General features: G+C 61.2%; 23 protein-coding genes and 1 pseudogene. 8 read left to right on the forward strand and 16 right to left on the reverse strand.

Annotated features, from left to right (window positions below; translation table 11 throughout):
• Nucleotide 1 precedes the first annotated feature (1 nt).
• The 4 genes and pseudogenes from cyoB to ACIQUS_RS05905 all read right to left on the reverse strand — a co-directional run bounded on the left by cyoB (nucleotide 2) and on the right by ACIQUS_RS05905 (nucleotide 4,035).
• Nucleotides 2–2,020, reverse strand: coding sequence for a cytochrome o ubiquinol oxidase subunit I (gene cyoB, locus ACIQUS_RS05890; protein ID WP_403044061.1), 2,019 nt, complete (start codon nucleotides 2,018–2,020; stop codon nucleotides 2–4).
• 3 nt (nucleotides 2,021–2,023) lie between these two features.
• Entirely contained in the window at nucleotides 2,024–2,968 is a 945-nt protein-coding gene (gene cyoA / locus ACIQUS_RS05895; RefSeq protein WP_403044064.1) for a ubiquinol oxidase subunit II, read from the reverse strand.
• 491 nt (nucleotides 2,969–3,459) lie between these two features.
• Nucleotides 3,460–3,507, reverse strand: a pseudogene (locus ACIQUS_RS05900) (KxYKxGKxW signal peptide domain-containing protein); the annotation flags it as partial.
• Nucleotides 3,508–3,528: 21 nt separating this feature from the next.
• Nucleotides 3,529–4,035, reverse strand: coding sequence for a disulfide bond formation protein B (locus ACIQUS_RS05905; RefSeq protein WP_403044067.1), 507 nt, complete (start codon nucleotides 4,033–4,035; stop codon nucleotides 3,529–3,531).
• Between the two features lie 237 nt (nucleotides 4,036–4,272).
• Between ACIQUS_RS05905 and ACIQUS_RS05910 the strand changes: the two genes are divergently transcribed.
• Nucleotides 4,273–4,536 (forward strand): YebG family protein, encoded by a 264-nt coding sequence (locus ACIQUS_RS05910; protein ID WP_403044070.1) that lies wholly within the window; start codon nucleotides 4,273–4,275, stop codon nucleotides 4,534–4,536.
• A 5-nt stretch (nucleotides 4,537–4,541) separates the two neighbouring features.
• On the opposite strand, the gene ACIQUS_RS05915 is transcribed toward ACIQUS_RS05910, so the two are convergent.
• The gene (locus tag ACIQUS_RS05915; protein ID WP_403044073.1) at nucleotides 4,542–5,561 is read right to left on the reverse strand and encodes a Leu/Phe/Val dehydrogenase; all 1,020 of its coding nucleotides are present in this window, start codon (nucleotides 5,559–5,561) and stop codon (nucleotides 4,542–4,544) included.
• 125 nt (nucleotides 5,562–5,686) lie between these two features.
• Here ACIQUS_RS05915 and ACIQUS_RS05920 point away from each other — a divergent pair, with 125 nt between their 5' ends.
• On the forward strand, nucleotides 5,687–6,493 hold the full coding sequence (locus ACIQUS_RS05920) for a SirB1 family protein (RefSeq protein ID WP_403044076.1): 807 nt from the start codon (nucleotides 5,687–5,689) through the stop codon (nucleotides 6,491–6,493).
• Here the strand turns inward: ACIQUS_RS05920 and maiA are convergent.
• From maiA to hmgA, 3 genes are read right to left on the reverse strand one after another with little or no spacing between them, the layout of a single operon-like run.
• Nucleotides 6,490–7,128 (reverse strand): maleylacetoacetate isomerase, encoded by a 639-nt coding sequence (gene maiA / locus ACIQUS_RS05925; RefSeq protein WP_403044078.1) that lies wholly within the window; start codon nucleotides 7,126–7,128, stop codon nucleotides 6,490–6,492. The two genes, ACIQUS_RS05920 and maiA, sit on opposite strands and share 4 nt — an antisense overlap.
• 12 nt (nucleotides 7,129–7,140) lie before the next feature.
• Nucleotides 7,141–8,433 carry a fumarylacetoacetase gene (gene fahA, locus ACIQUS_RS05930; RefSeq protein ID WP_403044081.1) on the reverse strand — a complete coding sequence of 431 codons (1,293 nt, stop codon included), beginning with the start codon at nucleotides 8,431–8,433 and terminating at the stop codon, nucleotides 7,141–7,143.
• Between the two features lie 3 nt (nucleotides 8,434–8,436).
• Nucleotides 8,437–9,738, reverse strand: coding sequence for a homogentisate 1,2-dioxygenase (gene hmgA / locus ACIQUS_RS05935; protein WP_403044084.1), 1,302 nt, complete (start codon nucleotides 9,736–9,738; stop codon nucleotides 8,437–8,439).
• A gap of 172 nt (nucleotides 9,739–9,910) precedes the next feature.
• Here hmgA and ACIQUS_RS05940 point away from each other — a divergent pair, with 172 nt between their 5' ends.
• Nucleotides 9,911–10,693 (forward strand): IclR family transcriptional regulator, encoded by a 783-nt coding sequence (locus ACIQUS_RS05940; RefSeq protein WP_403044086.1) that lies wholly within the window; start codon nucleotides 9,911–9,913, stop codon nucleotides 10,691–10,693.
• On the opposite strand, the gene ACIQUS_RS05945 is transcribed toward ACIQUS_RS05940, so the two are convergent.
• The 6 genes from ACIQUS_RS05945 to ACIQUS_RS05970 all read right to left on the reverse strand — a co-directional run bounded on the left by ACIQUS_RS05945 (nucleotide 10,690) and on the right by ACIQUS_RS05970 (nucleotide 17,906).
• Entirely contained in the window at nucleotides 10,690–13,776 is a 3,087-nt protein-coding gene (locus ACIQUS_RS05945) for a hypothetical protein (protein WP_403044089.1), read from the reverse strand. The two genes, ACIQUS_RS05940 and ACIQUS_RS05945, sit on opposite strands and share 4 nt — an antisense overlap.
• 502 nt (nucleotides 13,777–14,278) lie before the next feature.
• Nucleotides 14,279–14,632 (reverse strand): hypothetical protein, encoded by a 354-nt coding sequence (locus ACIQUS_RS05950; RefSeq protein ID WP_403044092.1) that lies wholly within the window; start codon nucleotides 14,630–14,632, stop codon nucleotides 14,279–14,281.
• Nucleotides 14,633–14,707: 75 nt separating this feature from the next.
• Nucleotides 14,708–15,622 (reverse strand): SDR family oxidoreductase, encoded by a 915-nt coding sequence (locus ACIQUS_RS05955; RefSeq protein WP_403044095.1) that lies wholly within the window; start codon nucleotides 15,620–15,622, stop codon nucleotides 14,708–14,710.
• Nucleotides 15,623–15,750: 128 nt separating this feature from the next.
• Complete coding sequence (locus tag ACIQUS_RS05960; protein WP_403044098.1) at nucleotides 15,751–16,656, reverse strand: alpha/beta fold hydrolase; 906 nt, start codon at nucleotides 16,654–16,656, stop codon at nucleotides 15,751–15,753.
• A gap of 187 nt (nucleotides 16,657–16,843) precedes the next feature.
• Nucleotides 16,844–17,530 (reverse strand): LrgB family protein, encoded by a 687-nt coding sequence (locus ACIQUS_RS05965; RefSeq protein WP_403044101.1) that lies wholly within the window; start codon nucleotides 17,528–17,530, stop codon nucleotides 16,844–16,846.
• A complete protein-coding gene (locus tag ACIQUS_RS05970) occupies nucleotides 17,520–17,906 on the reverse strand; it encodes a CidA/LrgA family protein (protein ID WP_403044104.1) in 387 nt (128 codons plus the stop codon). The genes ACIQUS_RS05965 and ACIQUS_RS05970 overlap by 11 nt, the downstream gene beginning before the upstream one ends.
• A 97-nt stretch (nucleotides 17,907–18,003) precedes the next feature.
• Between ACIQUS_RS05970 and ACIQUS_RS05975 the strand changes: the two genes are divergently transcribed.
• Nucleotides 18,004–18,891 (forward strand): LysR family transcriptional regulator, encoded by an 888-nt coding sequence (locus tag ACIQUS_RS05975; RefSeq protein ID WP_403044106.1) that lies wholly within the window; start codon nucleotides 18,004–18,006, stop codon nucleotides 18,889–18,891.
• Here ACIQUS_RS05975 and ACIQUS_RS05980 read toward each other — a convergent pair whose 3' ends face one another.
• The gene (locus tag ACIQUS_RS05980) at nucleotides 18,892–19,347 is read right to left on the reverse strand and encodes a flavodoxin (protein WP_403044109.1); all 456 of its coding nucleotides are present in this window, start codon (nucleotides 19,345–19,347) and stop codon (nucleotides 18,892–18,894) included.
• A gap of 140 nt (nucleotides 19,348–19,487) precedes the next feature.
• Between ACIQUS_RS05980 and ACIQUS_RS05985 the strand changes: the two genes are divergently transcribed.
• Together ACIQUS_RS05985 and ACIQUS_RS05990 are read left to right on the forward strand one after the other, a co-directional pair.
• Nucleotides 19,488–19,946: a PAS domain S-box protein gene (locus tag ACIQUS_RS05985; protein WP_403044111.1), complete on the forward strand. Its 459-nt coding sequence runs from the start codon at nucleotides 19,488–19,490 to the stop codon at nucleotides 19,944–19,946.
• Between the two features lie 72 nt (nucleotides 19,947–20,018).
• Complete coding sequence (locus ACIQUS_RS05990; RefSeq protein WP_403044114.1) at nucleotides 20,019–20,636, forward strand: hypothetical protein; 618 nt, start codon at nucleotides 20,019–20,021, stop codon at nucleotides 20,634–20,636.
• Here ACIQUS_RS05990 and ACIQUS_RS05995 read toward each other — a convergent pair.
• Nucleotides 20,621–21,571, reverse strand: a complete 951-nt coding sequence (locus ACIQUS_RS05995) for a MerR family transcriptional regulator (RefSeq protein WP_403044117.1) — start codon at nucleotides 21,569–21,571, stop codon at nucleotides 20,621–20,623. The two genes, ACIQUS_RS05990 and ACIQUS_RS05995, sit on opposite strands and share 16 nt — an antisense overlap.
• Nucleotides 21,572–21,797: 226 nt before the next feature.
• Here ACIQUS_RS05995 and ACIQUS_RS06000 point away from each other — a divergent pair, with 226 nt between their 5' ends.
• Nucleotides 21,798–22,367, forward strand: coding sequence for an antibiotic biosynthesis monooxygenase (locus ACIQUS_RS06000; protein ID WP_403044119.1), 570 nt, complete (start codon nucleotides 21,798–21,800; stop codon nucleotides 22,365–22,367).
• Nucleotides 22,368–22,422: 55 nt separating this feature from the next.
• A complete protein-coding gene (folM, locus tag ACIQUS_RS06005) occupies nucleotides 22,423–23,121 on the forward strand; it encodes a dihydromonapterin reductase (RefSeq protein ID WP_403044122.1) in 699 nt (232 codons plus the stop codon).
• Nucleotides 23,122–23,135: the final 14 nt, after the last annotated feature.

The following is a 23,135-nucleotide window of genomic DNA, read 5'->3' on the forward strand; positions in this document are numbered from 1 at the left end:
ATTAAACCCGTTCAAACGATTTGACACGTGCGCCGGCCGGCGAACCGGTAGCCAGGCCCAGGGCCTTCATGCGCTCGCCTTCGATACGCGCCACTTCCTCGGCAGGCACCATGTAGCCCTGGTCGTCACGCGCAGCGTGGGCGACGAAGACAGCGATGGTGGCGACCAGGCTGGCGCCAACCAGCCACCAGATGTGCCAGATGAAGGCGAAACCGAATACGGTCAGCAGCAGACCCATGAACAGACCGGTAGAGGTGTTGTTCGGCATGTGGATCGCTTCGTACTTGCCCGGAACCTTGTAGGCAACACCGGCTTCCTTGGCTTCGTGCCAGGCATCCAGGCCAACCTTCTCAGGCATGTGCGCGAAGTTGTAGAACGGAGGTGGCGACGAAGTCGACCACTCCAGGGTACGGCCGCCCCATGGGTCGCCGGTCACGTCCATGTTGTCCTTGCGGTCGCGAACCGAAACGTACAGCTGGATCAGCTGGCAAGCGATACCGAACAGGATCAGCACGGCGCCGAACACGGCTACGTACAGGTAGGGTTCCCACAGTGGGTTGTCGGAGTGGTTCAGACGACGGGTCATACCCATGAAGCCCAGTGCGTACAGTGGCATGAAGGCCACGTAGAAACCGGAGATCCAGAACCAGAAGGCAGCTTTGCCCCACTTCTCGTTCAGGGTGAAACCGAAGGCTTTCGGGAACCAGAAGGCGAAGCCGGCGATGTAGCCGAATACCGCACCACCGATGATCACGTTGTGGAAGTGAGCGATAACGAACAGGCTGTTGTGCAGGACGAAGTCAGCACCTGGAACAGCCAGCAGTACGCCGGTCATACCACCGATCGAGAAGGTAACCATGAAGCCCAGGGTCCACATGACTGGCGCGGTGAAACGCAGACGGCCCTGGTAGATGGTGAACAGCCAGTTGAACAGTTTTACACCGGTCGGGATCGAAATCAGCATCGTCGCCAGACCGAAGAAGGTGTTGACGCTCGCGCCAGAACCCATGGTGAAGAAGTGGTGCAGCCATACCGCAAAGCCCAGTACCGCGATCGCGCCCGAAGCGTAGATCATCGACTTGTGGCCGAACAGGCGTTTGCCGGCGAAGGTCGAGGTCACTTCCGAGAACACACCGAAGGCCGGCAGGATCAGGATGTAAACCTCAGGGTGACCCCAGGCCCAGAACAGGTTGACGTACATCATCGGGTTCCCACCAAGCTCGTTGGTGAAAATGTGGAAGTCCAGATAACGGTCAACAGTCAGCAGTGCCAGGGCAGCAGTCAGGATCGGGAACGAAGCGACGATCAGGACGTTGGCCCAGGTGCAGGTCCAGGTGAAGATCGGCATGTCCATCAGCTTCATGCCAGGCGCGCGCATTTTCAGCACGGTGACCAGGAAGTTGACGCCCGTCAGTGTCGTACCAAGCCCGGATAGCTGTAGCGCCCAGATGTAGTAATCCACACCCACGCCCGGACTGTACTGGATACCCGCAAGCGGCGGATAGGCAACCCAGCCGGTCTTGGCGAACTCACCAACACCCAGGGAGATGTTGACCAGCAGCACGCCTGCCAGCAGCAGGTAGAAGCTCAGGGAGTTCAGGAACGGGTAGGCAACGTCACGTGCACCGATCTGCAGAGGCAGGGCCAGGTTCATCAGGCCGGTGAAGAATGGCATCGCCATGAAGATGATCATGATCACACCGTGGGCGGTGAAGATCTGGTCATAGTGTTCGGGAGGCAGGTAGCCCTCGGAGCCGCCAGTGGCCATGGCCAACTGGGTACGCATCATGATGGCGTCGGCAAAGCCACGCAGCAGCATGACCATCGCGACGATGATGTACATCACCCCGATCTTCTTGTGGTCGACAGTGGTCAGCCACTCGGTCCACAAGTAGGTCCATTTTTTGAAATAGGTGATAGCACCCACGAGCGCGAGACCGCCGAGCGCAATCATGGCGAGCGTCACCATGACTATCGGCTCGTGGTACGGGACCGCGTCCAGACTTAGTTTACCGAACATCTCTTACTCCTCTGCCCCAGCAGCTGAATGCATACTCACGTCCATCCCTTCGGTACCGGCCGCTTCTTTGCTCTGCTCTTTTTCGTGGACCGGCCGTCCGCGGTTCATGCCTTCGTACTTGTCGACGATGGCCTGGAACTGGTCAGGCGAGGCCACGCTGTACAGCGCGACTGGATTGTTTTCGCTAGCTTTGGCCAACGCCGCGTATTCAGCCGAATCCAGCTGTTTAGGCGACTGTTTGACTTCGTTCACCCATGCCTCGAAATCGGCCTGGGAGGTGGCGGTTGCCTTGAACTTCATACCGGTGAAGCCGGCACCGCTGTAGTTCGCCGAGATACCGTCGAACTCGCCGTTCTCGTTGGCGATCAGGTGCAGCTTGGTGGTCATGCCGGCCATCGCGTAGATCTGGCCGCCCAGGCCCGGAATGAAGAACGAGTTCATCACCGAGTCGGAGGTCACGCGGAAGTTGACCGGGGTGTTAGCCGGGAAGACGATCTTGTTGACCGTGGCAATGCCTTGTTCCGGGTAGATGAACAGCCATTTCCAGTCCAGGGCGACCACGTCGATCTGCACCGGCTTCACGTCGGAAACCAGCGGACGATACGGGTCCAGCTCGTGGGTGGTCTTGTAGGTCACATAGCCCAGGGCAATGATGATCAGTACAGGAATGGTCCACACCGCCACTTCGATCTTGGTCGAGTGCGACCAGTCAGGGGTGTAGGTCGCCGCCTTGTTGGAAGCGCGATACTTCCAGGCGAACGCGATGGTCATGAAAATGACAGGAATCACCACCAGCAGCATCAAGCCGGTAGCGATCAGGATAAGGTTCTTTTGCTCAATGCCGACCTGGCCCTTCGGGTCGAGCAGGGTCCAGTTGCACCCACTGAGTAAAAGCATGCCTAAAAAGGGCAGAATGCCAAACAGTCTGGGGTAACGCTTTTTACTCATCTCACGACCTCTAGAGCAGCTTGCTTCAATGCAATTTGTGTTTTGGTAGCCAACACTTCGTCCTGCCAAGCGTCAGCATTTTGGGATCGAATACGGTCATACCTTGAGGCCAGCTGCGGCGGCTCGGCATAGACCGGGTATTACGGTGGTTATTATTTTGACTTCGCAGGCAACAGGCCTGTCTTCAGACCAATTCCATTTGGTGCGGGAAATCACGGAGGGGGGTCAGCCCGGCATCGCCGCAGGCGATGCTTCAGAGTCAGCGAAAAAGAGCGTGAGCTCCTTTAATCCTGCGACTCGCAAGCGGTGCCGAACGGAAATTGGGGGCGATTGTAGATAGGTCGACATTCAATGACTATGACTAATTGCGCAACAGTCTTTTACCAAAACTGTAATAATCAAGCCCTGAAAATCAGTTTCGCGACAGTTTGTCGCACCCTCTGCGACACCGCTGAAACCCTTGTTCTACAAGGGTCAAAGCTTGATTCAGATCAACCCGGGTGCGACACCGAAAGAAAAATCCATTGCTTACCAGACTTGCATCAACACGGGACTTTTGTCTAAGGCTTGCGACGGTTGCGGTAGATGCCCAGGGGCACCAGAACGGCGGTGAGGATGAACGCCACCAGCGCCCATTGCGCCAGCGACAACCCCAGCACCGGCGGATAGGGTGTGGAACAGAAACCATCGACCTGGAACACCAGTGGCAGCACCGATGCCAGCGGCAAGCCATCGACGATCGGTTGCAGCGTGTCGATGCCACAGCTGACTACCGGATTGGCGAGGATATAGACATGGTTGCCGGCGGCGGCGATACCGCCGATGGCGCTGAGCACCACCAAGCCTTCCAGCAGGGTCAGGCTGCGCCGGCCAGGCATGGCGGCGCCGATGAAGGCAAACAGGGCGATCAGCAACAATGCATAACGCTGCAGGATGCACAACGGGCACGGGGCCTCGCCGAGAACCACCTGCATGTACAGGGCGCCACCGATCAGGGCCAGGCAGATCACCCCCAGCAGCACCAGAAAGCGCCGTTCCCGGTTCAGGCGCGATGTTTGCTCGTTCATTGCATATCCTTCGTTGACTTGAGTGGCTCGACTGCCTGCCCGGAATTCTACACGCTGAAGAAGACCTTAGAGAGCGGTAAAAGTGCCGTGCCAGACCTATACAGACTGTTACGCACCACCCCGCGAAGCAGAATGGTCAATTGCCACTATCTTAGTCCGGTGGATTACCCTATCATTAAAACTGTATAAATAACCAGTATCGAACCATCGATAGACAAAAGGCACACGAGGTGATGAATGGCCGTCGAAGTGGTATACCGCAGCAGCCGCGATCTGGAGCGCTTGTTCATGGATAAAGCCGAAGCTGACCGTCACGACAAGATGCTCGAGCTGGCCGAGCTGCTCGCCGAGGTCCTGAAGAAAGCCGTCCCTTCGCTCAGCGAACAGCAGGTTGAGGATGCCGGCATTTATATGGCAAAAAATCGCGACGTCTTTGCCAAGGCCTTCAAGAGCCAGCCCGACGCCCTGTCCGAGTTGCTCGCCGACGTTCCCGCCGAGTAACGCCTTCAGCCGTAGATCAGCTTCTCGGCCAGCATCTGCGCCACCCGTGCGGGTGAGCGCTTCTCGGCCTGTGCATGGGCAAACACCTCGGTCAGGCGCGAAGGAATGCGCGCCAGGTGGGCCGTGATGGTGGTCAGTTCCTCGTTACGGTGCTTGAGCGCCACGTAGATCAGGCCGCCGGCATTGATCACATAGTCCGGCGCATAGAGTATCCCGCGGCTTTCCAGCTGGTCGGCCACCTGCAGGGTAGTCAGCTGGTTGTTGGCGGCCCCCGCCACAGCCGCACAGCGCAGCTGCATCACACTCTGGCCATTGAGCACCGGCCCTACCCCGCACGGCGCAAAGATGTCGCAAGGTGTACTGATGAGCATGTCATTGGCCACCGGCCGCGCATTGAACTGCTCGATGGCCAGTTGCACCCTGCCCGGGTCATGGTCGCTGACCAGCAGCTCGGCCCCGGCGGCGTGCAGTTGCTCGGCCAGGGCATAACCGACATTGCCCAATCCCTGTACCGCCACCCGCAGGCCTTCCAGGTTATCGCTGCCCAAGCGTGCCATGGAGGTGGCACGAATGCCGGCGAACACGCCCATGGCCGCATGGGGCGAGGGATCCCCGGAAGTCGTGGTACTGGTGACATACGGGGTGGACTGGGCAATGCAATCCATGTCGACCGTAGAGGTGCCACTGTCGATGGCGGTGATGAAACGCCCCTGCAGCGTATCGACAAACCGCCCAAAGGCCTCGAATAGCGCCGCACGGTTCTCCACATGGGGGTTACGAATGATCACTGCCTTGCCGCCCCCCACTGGCAGACCGGCCAGCGCCGCTTTGTAACTCATGCCCTGGGCCAGGCGAATGGCATCGGCCATGGCACTTTCGTCATCGGCATAAGGTAGGTATCGGCAGCCGCCCATGGCCGGGCCCAGGTGTTCGCTGTGAATGGCGACCACGGCCTTCAGGCCTGTGGGCGGGTCGATGCACAGGTGCAAGGATTGCGTGCGGGTGCTTTGCATGAGTGCGAACATCGACGGGCTCCTCAGTGAGGTGCTGCTCCCAGTATAGGCTGCACTTTGCCGAATGATGACACTACCCGGACCACTGGACGAAAGCCAAGACCCGCGCTAAAACAAAAGCTTGAGCGGAGATTGTCATGACCCCACGCCAAGCCTGCCTGGCCTGCCTAGAACGTGACCCTGTCGCCTTGCTGGAAGCGGCGCTGTGGATTGCTGCCGAACACGATGCCAGCGTCGATCCCGCCTTACAGATGCGCAAGGTCCATGACCTGCAGATAGAGGTCAGCAACCACCTGCCCATGTTGCCACTCAGCGAGCTGGCCCAGCCCCTGCTGCGCCAGCTCAATGCCCTGGGCTTCCAGCAGGATGAATATCACCCGCTGCGCCCACAGGCGGCCCTGCTCGACAAAGTGCTGGAACGGCGCCGCGGCCAACCCCTGACCCTGGCCCTGCTGGCCCTGGAACTGGCCCGGGGTCTGTCGATCCCGTTGGAAGGGGTGAATTTTCCCGGTCATTTCCTCCTGCGCGTCCCCGGTGCCGATCATCTGCTCGACCCCTGCGGTGGACGCAGGCTCTACCCTGCGGACTGCCGCGAACTGCTCGGGCGCCAGTTCGGCCCGCAGCTGTTGCTCAACGCCGAACACCTGGTCACGGCCAGCCCCGGGCAGATGCTCCAGCGCCTGTCACGCAACCTGCGTCAGCTGCATTCGACCCACGACGATGACCTGGCGGCCCTCAAGGATGCCGAACGGGTCTTGCAGCTCGGCGCGGCCACGGCCAGCGACTACCTGGCACGCGCCACCTTGTACCAGCACCTGGATTGCCCCCAGGCCGAACGCTTCGACCTGGAGCATGCCCTGCTGTTAAGCGACGACCCGATCCAGCGCCTGCGCCTGACCGAGCGCCTGGGCCAGTTGCATCCGGTGCCGCCCTCGGTGCATTAAGCCCCTGGTGCAGGTGCGTCGGGCTGGTTCGATGGATGGGCCTTGATGAAAGCCGGGTGTTCCTCGGCCAACGCGGCCACGCGGCGGATACGCGGGTAGTCGGCAAGGCTGATGTTGAAGCGCTGGGCGGCATACAGTTGCGGAATCAGGTAGACGTCCGCCAGCCCCGGCTCATCGCCAAAGCAGTAGCCGCTGTCGCCGATCAGTTTCTCCACCGCCGCCAGGCCCTGGCTGACCCAGTGTGCGATCCAGGCGTTGACCTGCTCATCACCATGGCCCAGCCCTCGCAACTGGTTGAGCACACTGACGTTGTGCAGTGGATGGATATCGCAACCGATCAACGCCGCCACCCCGCGGGCCTGGGCACGCGCCACAGGCTCCTCGGGCAGCAGCGCCGGCTGTGGATAGACTTCCTCCAGGTACTCGATGATCGCCGGTGACTGCACCAGCAGCTCACCGGAATCGATCTTCAGGGCCGGCACCCGGCCCTGGGGATTGAGTGCCAGGAAATCCGCCTGCCGCTGTTCACCCTTGAGCAGGTTGACCGGTATGTACTGGTACTCCAGCTGCTTGAGTTCCAATGCGATCCGCAGCCGATAGGACGAGGTCGATCGGAAATAGTTGAACAGATCCATGGCGCTGACCTCTCACTTGGCCGGAAGAATCTTGCCGCGGCATTCGCCGAAACCGATCGACGCCACGCCCTCACGAACACACCGGGCACGCAGGATGATCTCGTCACCGTCCTCGAGGAACTTGCGCACCTCACCCGACGCCAGCTGCACCGGCTCCTTGCCGCCCTGGGTGATCTCCAGCAGGCTGCCGAACTGGCCAGACTGGGCACCGGAGAGCGTGCCGGAGCCGAACAGGTCGCCCGGCTGCAGCTGGCAGCCGTTGACGCTGTGGTGCGCGACCATCTGTGCCACGGTCCAGTACATGCTCAAGGTATTGCTCAGGGTCAGGCGGTGGGCTGGCAGGTTCTGCTCGCGCATGCGCTCGGTCAGCAGCAACACTTCCAGCTCGATATCGAAGGCGCCCTCAGCCTGGTCGCGTGGGTCCAGCAGGTAGGCCAACGGCTGCGGATCACCCTCGGGACGGGTCGGTTGTGCACAACGGAACGGCGCCAGGGCCTCGGCGGTCACCACCCAGGGCGATACCGTGGAAATGAAGCTCTTGGACAGGAACGGACCCAGCGGCTGGTATTCCCAGGCCTGAATGTCACGGGCCGACCAGTCGTTGAGCAGGCAGTAGCCAGCAATATGTTCGCCAGCCTCCGACACCGGGATCGAGTCGCCCATTTCGTTGCCCTGGCCGATCCAGATGCCCAGCTCCAGCTCGTAATCCAGGCGCGCGCAAGGGCCGAAGCTCGGCTCGCTCGCCCCGGCCGGCAGGGTCTGGCCCTTGGGTCGACGCACGTCGGTGCCCGAAGGGCGAATGGTCGAGGCGCGGCCATGGTAGCCGATAGGCACATATTTATAGTTGGGCAGCAGCGGGTTGTCCGGACGGAACAACTTGCCGACATTCTTGGCGTGCTCGATGCCCACATAGAAGTCAGTGTAGTCGCCGATACGGGCTGGCAGGTGCAGCTGGCACTCGTGACTGGCCAGCAGCAATGGCTTGAGCACCGCCTGGTGCTCGCTGTGCTCGCCCAGCAGCGCCAGCAGCCGCTCGCGCAACGCCACCCGGGCTTCACGGCCCAGGGCGAAGAAGGCGTTCAGCGCACCGCCGCGCGTCGCTTCGACCGCTGAACGGGCCTGGCCGTCGAACAGGCCGGCAGCCAGCGCACCTTCCAGGTCCAGAATCGCATCGCCAATGGCGACGCCACAGCGCCGGGTCGCATCCTTGTGACTGAAGATCCCCAACGGCAGGTTCTGCAGCGGAAAATCGCGATGCCCGTTGGCGTGTTCGACCCAACTACGGGCAATGGCGGACTGATTCATGGGTTATCTCCGATTCGGGGTGAAGGTGCTCGGCAGCGAGGCCCAGCAACTATCGTAGTCGGCCTGCAGCTGCGGGCATTCAAGGGCGTGCTGGCTGGGGCGCAGCACCTGGCTGGTTTCGAACATGAAGGCCATGGTGTTGTCGATCTTGCTCGGGGCAAGGTCCACGGCAATGGCCTTGGCGCAGGTCTCGGCGTCCGGGCCATGGGCGCTCATGCAGCTGTGCAGGGAGGCGCCGCCGGGCAGGAAGCCTTCGGCCTTGGCGTCGTACTCACCCTGAATCAGGCCCATGAACTCGTTCATCAGGTTGCGGTGGAACCATGGTGGACGGAAGGTGTTCTCGGCCACCATCCAGCGCGGCGGGAAAATCACGAAGTCGAGGTTGGCCATGCCCGGCACGCTGGTCGGCGAGGTCAGCACAGTGAAAATCGACGGGTCCGGGTGGTCGAAGCTGACCGTACCGATGGTATTGAAGCGGCGCAGGTCGTATTTGTACGGCACGTTGTTGCCGTGCCAGGCCACCACGTCCAGCGGCGAATGATTGAGCTCGCAGCCCCACAGTTCGCCGAGGAACTTCTGCACCAGCTGCACCGGGCCCTGCAGGTCTTCATAGTGGGCGACCGGGGCGAGGAAGTCCCGCGGGTTGGCCAGGCCGTTGCTGCCGATCGGCCCCAGGTCCGGAATACGCAGCGGCGCGCCATGGTTCTCGGCGATGTAGCCGCGGGCCTGGCTGTCGAGCAGTTCGACGCGGAACTTCAAACCGCGCGGTAGCACGGCGATTTCCAGCGGCTCGACCTCCAGTACGCCCAGTTCGGTGACGATACGCAGGCGGCCCAGTTGCGGCACCAGCAGCAGTTCGCCGTCGGCGTTGAAGAACACCCGCTCCATGGAACGGTTGGCACGGTAGCTGTGGACGCTGATACCGGCAGGTTTCTCGCTGGCGGAGTTGGCGGCCATGGCGACCCAGCCGTCGATGAAGTCGGTTGGCTCGGCCGGTATCTCCAACGGGCTCCAGCGCAGGCGATTGGGCGTCACCGCGCCCAGCGGGCCACCAGCCAACTGACGCTGCAGGCGCTCGAAGCGCGGATGCAGGGCCGAGGGGCGAATGCGGTACATCCAGGTACGGCGCATTTCGCTGCGGGTCATGGTGAAGGCAGTGCCGGAAAACAGTTCGGCATACAGGCCGTATGGGGCCTTCTGCGGCGAGTTCTGCCCGACCGGCAAGGCGCCGGGCAAGGCTTCGCTGGCAAACTCGTTGCCAAAACCGCTTTGATAATCGAGGACGGGGGTGCTTTCGAGGTTCATCGAGCCTCCGGGCCCAGTGCAGGCCGGTTGATGGCAGTTGGCTGCGAGCTGTTCACCGGCGCAGCGCCTCTGCGTTATTTTTATCGTAATCACATTACGCATAACGTAATTTGATTGACGAATACCGTCAAGCTATAAAGACGCCCACCTGGACTACCGGATCGAACCCACCATGGCCAAAGCCAGCTCCACCGCCGACAGCGCCGGCAAACAGAAGGTCCGCTCAGCCGAAGTCGGCACCGATATCCTCAAGGCCCTGGCCCAACTGTCGCCTTCGACCTCGCTGTCGCGCCTGGCCGAGCATGTCGATATGCCGGCGAGCAAGGTCCACCGCTACCTGCAGGCCCTGATCGCCAGCGGCTTCGCCGAACAGGACCCGGCCACCAATCACTATGGCCTGGGCCGTGAAGCCTTGCGCGTGGGCCTGGCGGCCCTGGGCGGGATGGATGTGCTGAAGGTCGCGGCGCTGCCGCTGTCGCAACTGCGCGATGAACTCAACGAGAGTTGCTTCATTGCCGTCTGGGGCAATCAGGGAGCCACCGTGGTCAACATCGAGCCGGCCGTGCGGGCAGTAACCGTGGTTACCCAGATCGGCTCGGTATTGCCGTTGCTCAGTTCATCGACGGGCCTGGTGTTCGGCGCCTACCTGCCGGAGCGCGAAACCATCGAGCTGCGTGAGCAGGAACTGCCCGCGACCGGCCAGAGCGCCAGCGACTATCAGACCCTGTTCGCCGACATCCGCCAGCGCGGCCTGCACCACGTCCATGGCCTGCTGATGCCCGGTGTCGATGCCCTTTCGGCGCCGGTATTCAATGCCATGGGCCAGATTGCTGCAGTGTTGACCGTGGTCGGCCCGACGTCGATATTTCATGCTGACGAACAGGGGGACGCGGCGCAGCATTTGCTGGCAACGGCAAAGCTGATCAGCTGGCGCATGGGGCACGAAGAACGCTAGACGCCGGTTGTCATCTTCATGCTCTTATGCTCGAAAATTTCCAGAAACTGTTGGAGTTCCTCCTCCAGCACCTTGTTGATACTGGAAAGCGAATTCGTACCCACCGGGTGCAAATCATGGAACAGATTTTTCAACAACTGAACCTGGGGTGAACTGGGCCCTTGTGAAAAACGTGACAAAAGCTTCGCCACGTGCCCGCTGATGCCCGACAACGAAACAAGCCCCACCCCGGCGTCCAGAAAAAACTTCGTGGCTGCCGCTCGATCGCCATCCTGATACGCGATCAGCCCCTTTACAAATGCGCGCAGGGTCATGACCACACTGACAGCAAGGCTGGCCGGCGGGAAGGGAATCGAGAGAATAGCCACCACACTGAGCGCGACCTCGAACAAAAGACCGGAAATTCGCTCGGCCACACTGGTGGTGTCTTCATCCACATCGGCCACGATGCGCTCGACCATCACATCGAACTCATGCGCCAGGTCCGTAATGCGCTGATAGTCACTGATCGCCGCAACGATAATAGCCTCGCCATCCCCTGCACGCTGGTACCGCTCGATCAAGGAGCCGATGACTGGCTGATCGCGAATACTGACCCGCAGGTAAAAATAGTCCTGCAAGGCAGGATCGCCCCATTGCCGGGCCAGTGCCTGGGGCGTACGAAAGAACAGGCCACCTGGGGCTTCTGGGGTGTAGACAAGGTCCTCTACAAGATCTTGGCGCACACTCCTGAACAGGTATACACCCTCGACCCGTCGGCCACTGAGCGCGAACTGGAATACTCCGTTCTTGCGCGACGTTCGATCACCGCCAACAACCGCCGGCTCAAGGTCAAGCAATTCATTGATAGCGTCTCCCAGCCACTGGCTCTGATCGGCCGCCAGTCGCCCAGCCATGGTTTCGCTCAACCAGGCGCGGAGCATCTGCAGGCGCAGGACCTCACGATGTAACAGGCGACGGCGCTGGTAGTACGGGTCAGTCGCATCGAGCAAGCGACTGCGAATCGTCTGAATGTAGTGCTCACCCAGCTTGGCTGAACGAATGTAGCTGTCGAGAAAACGACGATCCAGGCGTGACAGGTTCTGGCCAACGGTCGATGTAATTCTTGCGAAATCGGCGAAATTGAAACTGCTGTCGTACCCGCTTATGACCGTGCGGGTAAGGCTTGTGACGTGACCCGGTTCAAGCTCAACCAGGACGGTATCAGGATCGACCTCGGGCCCGGAGGTGCCGACAAACGCGTTGATCTTTTCTTTGACCAGACGATGAGCGTAATCGGCAAAGGGTTCGATGTTGTTAAGCTGCTGGTAGGCATTGTGCACTACCTCAAGTGACGCATCGATGTTACTCAGTTGCTGACGCAGGACCTGCGGCGCATCGACGTACCACCGGGGCGTGACGAGGTGCAACTGATCCAGCACCCCATTGACCTTCATAAAGGCTATTTCCGACAGCGCATCCTGCCAGTTGGCGTCAGACCAGCGCTCCAGCGTAATTGTTTGTCGCGACCAATCTCCAGGCAGTCTCTGCACCTGCTTGAGCAACTGAGTGAACTGCGGCTGTGCGTCGACCGGTAGTTGACCAAGCAAGTAGGCTTGCCCCTGATCCGTCAGCGTCCAGCCAGCAATTTCCAGGCTCAGTTGCTGTGCATTGCGCAATACCCGCAGATCGGCGCCTGGCGCGCCCGGGGAGTAAAACAGCACGCGCTGATCGTCTCCTTGGCCATAGCGCAGGTAAAACACATCCTTGAGCGCCAACTGGAAAGGATCGAGGATCACGCCACCCACTTCGAGGCCAAGGTCGTCCAGCGCACCTTGATGGTTACGCGCCGCTTCCAGCGCCTCGAAAGCCTTGCCGTCGAGCCCTTGGTAACGCGCAGCCAGGGCGCTCAACGCCAGCCGTGCATCGACCGCGTCACTCATCAATTGCGGGCCAGGGCCGTCAAAGTACAACGATTGCAATGCGTCCCGGTAACTCAAACGGACATTCAGCTCATCGATCATATGCTGAACAAAGTCCGGCGTCAGTTGCTTCGCCAGCTCGTCGTCGATGATCTGCGCTTGCAGTTCGCGGCCGTGGTAGCCACCGGACAATAGCCAGCGTACCAGCGTCATCTCGCGCTCACCGTGCAGTACTTCACCCTCGATATCCAACGCATGCCTGATCCTCACACGCAGTCGCCGAGCATCAACATCAATACCCATGGCTTGCGTCACATAAACGGCTATTTGCGCAGCGGCATAGTCCTCGGCGCTGGCCATGCCTTGCAGGTGTTCATCGACCCGTTGCTGGCACAGGGCAACAGCGCGTTCGCGCAACTCATAGGCCGCTCGTTCTTCACCTTCGAGAAAGCCAAGCCATTCCGGCAATTGGGCGTGGCGGTGTTGCCGGAGCCTGGTTGCCAGGCGTTGTTGCAACAGGTCTTGCACAGGCACTTCGCGCAGGGCTTGGCGGATATCGTCTACTTGTCGTCGAAACGGAGACTCGCTCAGTGGCGCCAAGGTCAATTGAGGCGTTTGGCCTTGCGCAAGGCGCTCTTTGATTTCGGGCGGCAACGGCTGGACCAGGGGGTCTTCGGCAGCAGCCGGCTGGCTCAGGCGCAGCGTCATCCTGTCGATGAATCGCTGTGCATCACCCTGCTCTTGCAAACCCTCCTGAAGGCTGTAAAACCAGACCTTGCCGGGAGATGAGGCATCGAACGACTCGCCGATGACAAACGCCAAAGGTAACGCCTGCGATTTCCCATCGATGCTAAGTGCCACAAGACGAAGATGCTCGTCAGCATCAAAGATTTGATCTTCCAGTGCGACGAGTTTCGACTGCAGCCAAGATTGGCGCAAAGCCACAAAACGAAGGTCGAGGAAAAACAGTTTCGTCACGTGTACGTACAGGCTCAATGGATTGCTACCCACCTTGCGTGCCTGCTCCCAGAACGCATCGCAAGCGGTCTGGGTCAGAGAGGGCAGCAACTCAAGCTGGTTCTTGATCTGAAACGTCGTACGGCTCATTTCCAGCAGAACTGTCTCCAGACTGCTATCGTCGAAGTTCAACCCCGGTACATTGAAAACGCTGGTCAAATCCATTTGCTGATCTCTCCTGGTGGTGATAGCCAAATCGCGACTAATTGACGTGCTCACCACCCGTAAAATTCCAGCGAAACCTGTCCCTGTTGACTCTTATTAAAAGCCCCGAAGTGACGTATATATCAACCCAAGAGAAATGTCTTATTGCTAATTCAAGCAAAAGCTGACTGTTACCTGGGAATGGGCAACGCCTAAGCAAAGTTGTTTACACATGCTCACAGTCATCAATGAAATAACGGGTTACTGTCTTGTGACTTCACTATTACCAGAGTTGTAACGGTGAATGTCAGAAACACCTATTTTTCTGCTACCGCCAGGCGCCTATTCTGGTTGCACCAAGACGGTGCTGGCGCGGATCGAAAGACAGCCCGACTCCATCAACCGGCGTGCACACTCCGCCCGATGGGGCTTGACCCAGGTTCACCGACGTTGATTTTGAAGCTCCTTGATCTGCGTCTTACTTTGGCCGCTACCTTGTAGCGGCCTTTTTTATACCTCGTGATCAGTCGTCGCCGCCTTCGTCAAAGTGAAAGCGATGCAGCAAGCGATGGGCGACCGGTGCCAGGATCAAGCCGATGCTGGCGACAAACACCAGCCCGACATACAAGCCGTAGCCAGCAAAGAACAACTTGCCGCCAACGCTCTCGGGCAGGATCACCGGCCCTACCCCGCCCAGCAGCAAGGTGGCGTTGAAAATGGCATCGTGCAGGGGGATGTGCGGCTCGAAGTACAGGTGCCCCAGCACCCCGAACAGAATCGAGCCAACCAGCAACAGGCAGGCGCCAAGGCCATGCCACATCAGGCGATAACGAAACTGCCGGGGCGAAATGACCGCTTCGGTTCTGGACTCGTACATCCGCTGTACTCCTGTATCGATCATGGCCACCCAGCATAGGCAAGTTGCCCGGCCGGCCACAACCTCAGGCACGCCTCAGCCGCGAATGTGCGCCTGCAAATTGGCCATCATCTGCTGCAGCGCCTCCAGACTGTCGCGTGGATGTATGGCGTCACTGAAATCGCCGATGCGTTGCCAGTTGGCCGCCACCTCTTCCGGGGCAAAGCCCTGGTGCGGGTCGAAGCCCACGCCCAGACTACGCTCCCAACGCACTTTGCCAATCCAGCCACCACCGACTTCGTACAGGCCGCCGCTGTCCTGGCATTGCGCGCTGCCCAGGAACACCACCAGGGGGCTGACCAACTCCGGCTTGAGCTGCTCGAACACCTGGGGCGGAATCAGCCCTTCGGTCATGCGCGTACCGCCGGTGGGTGCGATGGCGTTGACCAGGATGCCGTTCTTGCGGCCTTCGATGGCGAGGGTCCGGGTCAGGCCGTAGAGCCCCAGCTTGGCCATGCCGTAGTTGGCCTGGCCAAAATTGCCGTAGATCCCCGAGGTCGACGCGGTAAACACCACCCGCCCCCAGTTCTGCTCGCGCAAATGAGGCCAGGCCGCACGGGTCACCTTGTAGGCCCCTTCCACATGCACCTGGTAGACCTGGTCCCAGTCACTGTCTTCCATCTTGTGGAAGGTTTTGTCGCGCAGGATGCCGGCATTGTTGATCAGCACATCGACCCGTCCGAAGGTGTCCAGCGCCTGCTCGACGATACGCTGGCCGTCGGTCACCGAATCGTGACTGGCCACGGCGGTGCCTCCCGCTTCGCGAATCTGCGCCACCACCCGGTCGGCCGCGGATGCGCTGGCACCTTCGCCGTGGGTGGAGCCACCCAGGTCGTTGACCACCACCCGGGCCCCGTGACGGGCGAACAGCAAGGCATGGGCACGCCCCAGGCCGCCGCCCGCTCCGGTCACGATCACCACTTTATCGTCCAGGCGCACCGAATCGTTCATGCTCATCACTCCAGGGAAACCGGCAGGGAATGCCCGAGTGTCGGCCAGCCTCGGCCGACGCACAATCAAGCGGGTACAGGGTGAATGGCAGGCGATAAGGTCAACGGATGATGGGCAGGCCTGGCCCTTCAGGACCAGGCGATTTTCTGTGGAAGTTGTGCCATGGGATGCTCGCGAAACGCCAGGTAGTGGCGCAGGACCTGGACCGGCGACTCGGTGTGCGGGTAATGACCGATGCCTTGCAGCAATACGGTATCGGGATGCGGGACCAGCTCCTGGTAACGTTCGAGCATGTGCACACCGGACACCGGATCGACCGCGCCATTGATGAAACGCAATGGCACCCCCTCCTGTTGCAGGGCGCCGACCCAACGCTCACGGTGGGCCACCCGCTCGGACACATAGCTGACCAGCTTGTGCAGGATCCGCGTACCCTGGTTGGACGCGACCAGGCTCCAGTAGTCATCCAGGGCACTTTCACTGGGATGGGTACAAGGACCATAGACCTGGGTGACATGACGTACCAGGTCATCGCGCCCGAACGAGCGTCCCACCAGCCAGCCCAGGCGACTGAGCAGCAGTTTCTGGATCAGCAGCGCACGGTGGCGCTCGGGAAACAGGCCGCCGTTGAGGAACACGCAACTGGCAATCTGCGCACGTTCTTCGTGGTGGCGCGCCAGCAATTCCTGGGCGACGCTGTCACCGTAGTCATGGGCCAGCAGGTGCACCGGCTGGTCAACCTGCAGGTGGGCGAGCAAGGCCTGTTGCAGATCGGCCTGCTCGATCAGGCTGTAGTCGTGATGCACGGGTTTGGCCGAATCGCCAAAACCGAGCATGTCACAGGCAATCAGCCGAAAGCGCTGGGCCAATGGCGCCCACAGGTAGTGCCAATCCCAGCTTGCGGTGGGAAATCCGTGAATAAGCAGCAGTGGCTCACCTTGCCCTGCCGTCCAGTATCGAATGCTCTGGCCGCGGAACGAGAAATTCAGGCCCCGGGTCCGCCAGACGCACAATGGGATCTCGGCCAGGGGCATCAGCGTGCTCCCGGTGAGTGGAAGTGTTGAGTGTTGGGCAAGGCAGCGGTAGCGATCATTGCAATCACCTCGGCACATTCGTGTGCTCTACTGGGGGAACAGTCTAGTCAGCACACGGACAAAGGTGACTTGCATTGGCAGCCAGCTTATTGACCTTGCGAGTCATGTGGCCGAACAGCGCAGTGCATCACAGCATCAAGGTCAGCAGTGGCGCTGCGAAAAGGTTGAGCAGCCCGGTCAGGACCATCACCAGCCCGGCCACCGAACCCTCCTCGCCGCCGACTTCATGAGCCCGGCTGACCCCGGCGCCGTGGGCCCCGACCCCGAACAGCGCGCCACGGGCCAGTGGCGTGCGCAGCGGCAGGAACTTGAGCAGCACCCCGCCGAACATCGCGCCCAGCACCCCGGTGAACATCACGAACACCGCCGTCAGTTCCGGCACCCCGCCCAGGTCCTGGGCCAGTGGCATGGCAAAAGGCGTGGTGATCGAACGCGGCAGCAGCGACAGGCTCACTGCGTTGTCCAGCGCCAGTAGATGGGCAAGGCCCCAGGAGCTGCCGATCGAGGCGGCACTGCCCACCAGCATGCCCAGGCTCAGCGCCAGCCAGTGTCGCGCCAGCAAGGCGCGCTGCTGCCAGATCGGCACGGCGAAGGCCACCGTCACCGGCCCCAGCACTGACATCAACCAATGGGTGTTGCGCGAATACTCGGCATAGGCGGTGTGCAAGGGCACGGCGATCGCCAGCAACACGGCCGGCACCAGGATCAGCGGCGACAACAGGTAACGGCCGGTGCGCCGGTACAGCCAGCGGCTGCCCAGGTAGGCCAGCAAGGTCAGCGCCAGCCAGAACAGCGACATGGGCTCAAGCGTCATGGCGCATCCTCCAGCGGCACACACCTTCCACCGTAACCGCCGTCAGTACCATGACCATCAGGGTACTGATGCCAATCACCAGCAGGATGCGCCAGCCTTCGTCCCGCAGCAGGCTGCCATAGTCGAGCAGGCTCATCAGCGCCGGAATGAAGAAAAGCAGCATCTCGGCCATCAGCAAGCCGGCGCCCAGTTGCAAGGTGGCCGGTTTCAACCAGCCCAGGGCGAACAACAGCAGCAAAAGGGCCAGGCCCATGACGCCGCCGGGGATCGGCCAGCCCAGCCAGGCTGCCAGTTGGCCGCCGAACGTATAGAGAGCAAGAAACACCGCCAGCTCAGTGAGCAGGCGCAGGAAACGTTTGAGGGATGCAGGCTTCATCGTGGGGGACCTCTTCAGGCCTTTATTCTAGAAGTCCATCCCCTACGCCAAAAGCGAATTGTTAGACTTGACTCCATTCCATAATGGAATCGAGGCCATGGAATTCAAACAACTGCGCAGCTTTATCGAAGTGATCCACCGCGGCGGGTTCACCCAGGCCGCCCAAACCCTGCACATCAGCCAGTCGGCGGTCAGCAAGCAGGTGGCCCAACTGGAACAGGCCCTGGGAACGGCCTTGCTCGAACGCCAGGGCTCGCACCTGCTCCTGACCGCCGCCGGCAGAATCGTCCTGGAGCGCGGCGAGGCCATGCTGCGCCTGCGCCAGGAGTTACAAAACGAACTTGACGACCTGAGCCAGCTGGGCCGTGGCGAACTGCGCCTGGGCCTGCCGTTGCTGGGCAGTGACGCTCTCTTTGCCAGGTTGTTCGCCGAATACCGCCGACGCTACCCGAACATCACCATTCACTTGCTTGAAGGAGGCAGCCGCAGCGTGGAGCAGGCGGTGCAGAGCGGCGAACTGGAACTGGGTGGCAGCCTGACACCGAGCGACCCGGCGTTCGCCTTCCAGCCATTTTGCAATGAACCCCTCGATGCACTGCTGCCCGCTGACCATCCCCTGGCCGGTGCCGGCTCGGTCAGCCTGGGACAATTGGCCGACACGCCGTTTCTGCTGTATCAGCGCAGTTTCGTGCTCAACGACCGCCTGCTCAGCGCCTGCCAGCAACTGGGGTTCACGCCCCGGGAAGGCGGGCGCAGCGGCCAGGCAGACTTTCTTGCCGCCCTGGTGGCGGCGGGGCAAGGTGTGGTGTTGCTGCCCCGGGTGGTTGCCCGCGGCCTGGAACGCCCCGGCGTGGTGCGCCTGACCCTGAGCGAGCCGACCGACCTGCGCTGGGACATTGCCTTCATCTGGCGCCAGGGCGCTTATCTGTCGCGGGCCGCCCAGGCCTGGTTGCAGTTATTGCGCGAGCAGCCGGCGCCGGGCTGATCAGCCGCGCAGCTTGCCGATCAACTCGGCCAGCCAGGGTTCGGCATCGGTTTCCGGGGTTACGGTTTCGCTGGCATCCAGGCGCAGCATAGGCTGCACTTCGTTGATGCCAAGCTCGGCGAACAGCTCACGCATCTGTTCGCCACCGCCACAGAAGGTATCGCCGTAGCTGGAGTCGCCCAGCCCGATCACCGCACCCGGCAGGCCGCGCCAGGCGGCGGGCAGCACGTCGCGGATTTCACTGAACAGCGGCATCAGGTTGTCGGGCAGCTCACCCATGCCGGTGGTCGAGGTCACCGCCAGGAAGGCTTCGGGGGCAAAGCCCTGCAGGTCTTGCAAGGTGGCGCGCGCAGCATGCCAGGCCTCGAAACCTGCGGCCTTGAGTAGCGACTCGGCATGCCGTGCAACTTCTTCGGCCGTGCCGTAGACCGAACCGGATAGGATGGCGACTTTCATAGTGAATTCCGAAGCTGAGTAAAAACGTAGGATACTAGCATCGGACACTGGCAAAAGGCCTCATTCTTAAGGTGTAGGCCATCGGCCAATCCTCTAGAATCACCCGCCGTACCCATCCCCTGCCCTTGCGGACCTCACCGATGATCAACGCCAAACTGCTGCAACGCATGATCGATGCCTCCAACGACGGCATCGTGGTCGCCGAACAGGAAGGCGACGACGATACCATCCTGATCTACGTGAACCCGGCCTTCGAGCGCCTGACCGGCTACGAGGCCAACGAAATCCTCTACCGCGACTGCCGTTTCCTGCAGAACGATGACCGCGACCAGCGCCCCCGGGCGCTGATCCGCGAGGCGATCCGCAGCGGCCAGCCGAGCCGGGAGATCCTGCGCAACTACCGCAAGGACGGCAGCATGTTCTGGAACGAACTGTCGATCACCCCAGTGTACAACGAAGCCGACCAGTTGAAGTACTTCATCGGCATCCAGAAAGATGTCAGCCGCCAGGTCGAAGCCGAACAACGCGTCATCGAACTGGAACGCGAGCTGGCCCAGGCCAGGGCGCGCATCGCCGAACTGGAAACCGACCAACGGTAAAAACCAAATCGCCGTTTGCTTGTCCATGACGGTGAAGAAACGTAATTAACGATTGATACGTCGAGTTCGACCATGCGAGCAGATGCCCTCCTGACTCAGGATGAGCTGGATTTCATCAGGACCATGCAGCATTCGCCACAGCCCGTCATCGCTGAGCCGGCGTCGCGCATGCTGGTCAATGGTGGCACAGAGATCAAAGACCTGCTGACCCAGCTGATCGCCCAGGAGCAGGTCACCCTGCAGGCGCAGTTCGAAAACCAGCAGATGACCTTTCCGCTGCAACTGGTCGAAGACGAGTTCCATTCCCTGCACCTGCAGCTGGGCGCGCCCAACATCTATGAAGAAGGCCCCATGGTTCGCCCCTGGCGGCTGACCCTGGAGACCCCGGTGGCGCTGGAAGACGAGCTGGGCCTGAGTGCCGGGCTGTGGGTCCGGGAAATCTCGTTCAAGGGCGTGCTGCTCGAAGTGCGTGACCAGCCTGAGCCCCCAAAATCGTTCGACCTCTGGTTCGCCCCTGACAATACCCTGCCGATTGCCCTGCACGGCACGCTGCAACGCCGTACCGGCGAATGCCTGGCCGCCTACAACCTGGGCCAGAGCCTGCCGCAGGAGATCGAGCGGCTACGCGAATACATTCTCCAGGCTCACCGACTGGCTCACCCGGAGCTACACCCTCAGCTGTCCAGATGACCGGCCAGGTATTGCTGCAAGCGACGACGCATCAAACGCCCTTCACTCCCCAGGCAAGCCACCTGCGAGCCGATCAGGCTGTCCTGGGCCAGGTCCGCCGCCTCCCCCGCCAGTAATAACGGGCACTCCAGCGCCAGGGCCAGACGCGCCAGGCGTTTGGGCAGGTCCACTGACGGCGGGTGATTGGAGAACAGCACCAGGGCATGGGGAGCCATGCGTTCGCACACCAGGCTCAGCTCTTCGACCGGTTGGCCCAGGCCCAGCACCGTCACGGCGATTTCGCTGGTGCCCAGCATCAAGGCGGTTACCAGCAGTTCCAGCTCCCGGCAATGCCCTGGCATTGCCGCCAGCACCACCCGCACTTCCTGCTGCTCGGCGGCCAGCTGCAAACGCTGGAGCACCCGCCCGCGCAGGAAGGTGTCGAGAAACAGCCATTCACTGGTCAGGCCAAAGGCCTCGCGCGTGCTGCGCAGCTCCTGCCAGACCGGCATGATCACGTCCTGAAAGGCCACCAGCAGTGGATAACTGCTGAATATCTGGCCATAGACCTGGGCAAGACGCGACTCATCGAAGGTGCGCACCGCCTGGCGCAGTTGCAACTGCCACTGCTTCCAATCGTCCTGCCCGATCGGGTTGCCCGCAGGTTCAACCTGGGCCTTGAGGCTATGGCTGCGGGCGAGGATCTTGCCGACCTTGCTGACCGCCACGCCCCGCTCGATCCAGCCAAGGATGTTGCGCACTTCGTCGATGTCGGCCTGGGAATAGAGACGATGCCCACTTTCGGTGCGTGTCGGCTGAATCAACCCATAACGGCGCTCCCAGGCACGCAAGGTCACCGGGTTGATACCGGTCAGGCGAGACACTTCGCGAATGGGAAACAGCTCCTCGTGATCGAGATCGCCAGGTTTCAACGAAGCGTGGGCAGGTTCAATCATTGCCGGGAAACCACGAGTCAGGGGTCAAGGGGCATTCTACTCCGGGGAGTGGAAACAGCACTATTGGGGTTTTCCCTGAGATTGGTCCCGTGCCAGCACTGACGGGTCAGGTTATTTCAGCAATAATCCGCGCCCGATTTTTGCATGCAAGCAAATGCCGTCCACCACCCCGGGCGGCATTTCATGGGCAGGCCACCCGCCATGCCCGGTTGCCAGGAGATACACAATGTCTACCCCTCCCGTTACCCTGATGGTGACGCGCCGCGTCGCCGAAGGCCGTTACCAGGACCTGATGGCCTGGCTCAATGAAGGTGAACAGCTGGCCACCGACTTCACCGGCTACCTGGGCTCGGGCGTCCTCGCCCCACCGCCCCAGGGCGACGAATTCCAGATCATCTTCCGCTTCGCCAACGAGCAGACCATGCAGGCCTGGGAGCACTCGGCTTCGCGCAAGGCCTGGCTGGCGCGCGGCAACGGACTGTTCGAGCAACCCCATGAGCTGCGGGCCAGTGGCCTGGAAGGCTGGTTCGGCAGCAATCCGGTGCAACGCCCACCACGCTGGAAGCAAGCCGTCGCCATCTGGCTGGCGTTCTTTCCGGTCTCGTTGCTGTTCAACCTGCTGTTCGGCCACTGGCTGGCGGCCCTGGACCTGGTACCGCGCGTCCTGCTCAGCACCCTGGGGCTGACCCCCTTGATGGTGTATTTCTTCATTCCCTTGTCGACCCGCCTGCTGGCCGGCTGGCTCAATGCCCCGCGCCGCCGCTCAAGGCCGCAGGGCGCACGCAACCCGGCCTAGTTCGGGTATGCTGGGGGTTATCCAAGCGAACCTGTGAAAGTTGACCGCCCCCACCATGAACAGCCCAATTCTTGTCACCGGAGCCAGCCAGCGAGTCGGGCTGGCCCTGGCCCTGAACCTGGCGCAGGCCGGCCATACCGTAGTCAGCGCCAGTCGTAGCAAAACACCCGAAGCCGCACACCCGAACATCATCCAGTTCCAGGCCGATTTGTGTTTGGAGCAGGACCGCCTGGCCCTGATCGACCACCTCAAGAGCAACTATGATGGCTTGCGGGCAATCGTCCACAACGCTTCGCTGTGGCTCGATGACGACCTGGCCAACCTCAACACCATGTTCAAGTTGCACGTCGAGGCGCCCTATCACCTGAACCTGGCGCTGGGTGAGCAACTGCTGAAGATGGACAAGGCCGATATCATCCACATCTGCGACGAGACCTCCTCGCGTGGCAGCAAGAGCCACATCGGCTACGCCGCCACCAAGGCCGCGCTGCAGAACATGGTGCTGTCCTTCGCCGAGAAATACGCGCCGGTGGTCAGGGTCAACGCCATCCTGCCAGGGCTGTTGATCCTCAAGGAAAACAGCGATGAGGCCTACCGCCAGCAGACCCTGAAGAAGGCCCTGCTGGAGTTCGAACCCGGCGCCCGGCCCCTGATCGAGGCGGTGCGCTTTCTACTCGAAAGCCAGTACAGCACCGGCAGCAACGTGGTCATCAACGGTGGCCGCCATCTGAAGAACCGCATCGCGGTAGACTGAATTGCCCTTGTCAC

Origin of the sequence: Pseudomonas sp. NPDC090755 (genome assembly GCF_044769005.1) — a bacterium.
In the GTDB taxonomy this organism is placed as follows: domain Bacteria; phylum Pseudomonadota; class Gammaproteobacteria; order Pseudomonadales; family Pseudomonadaceae; genus Aquipseudomonas.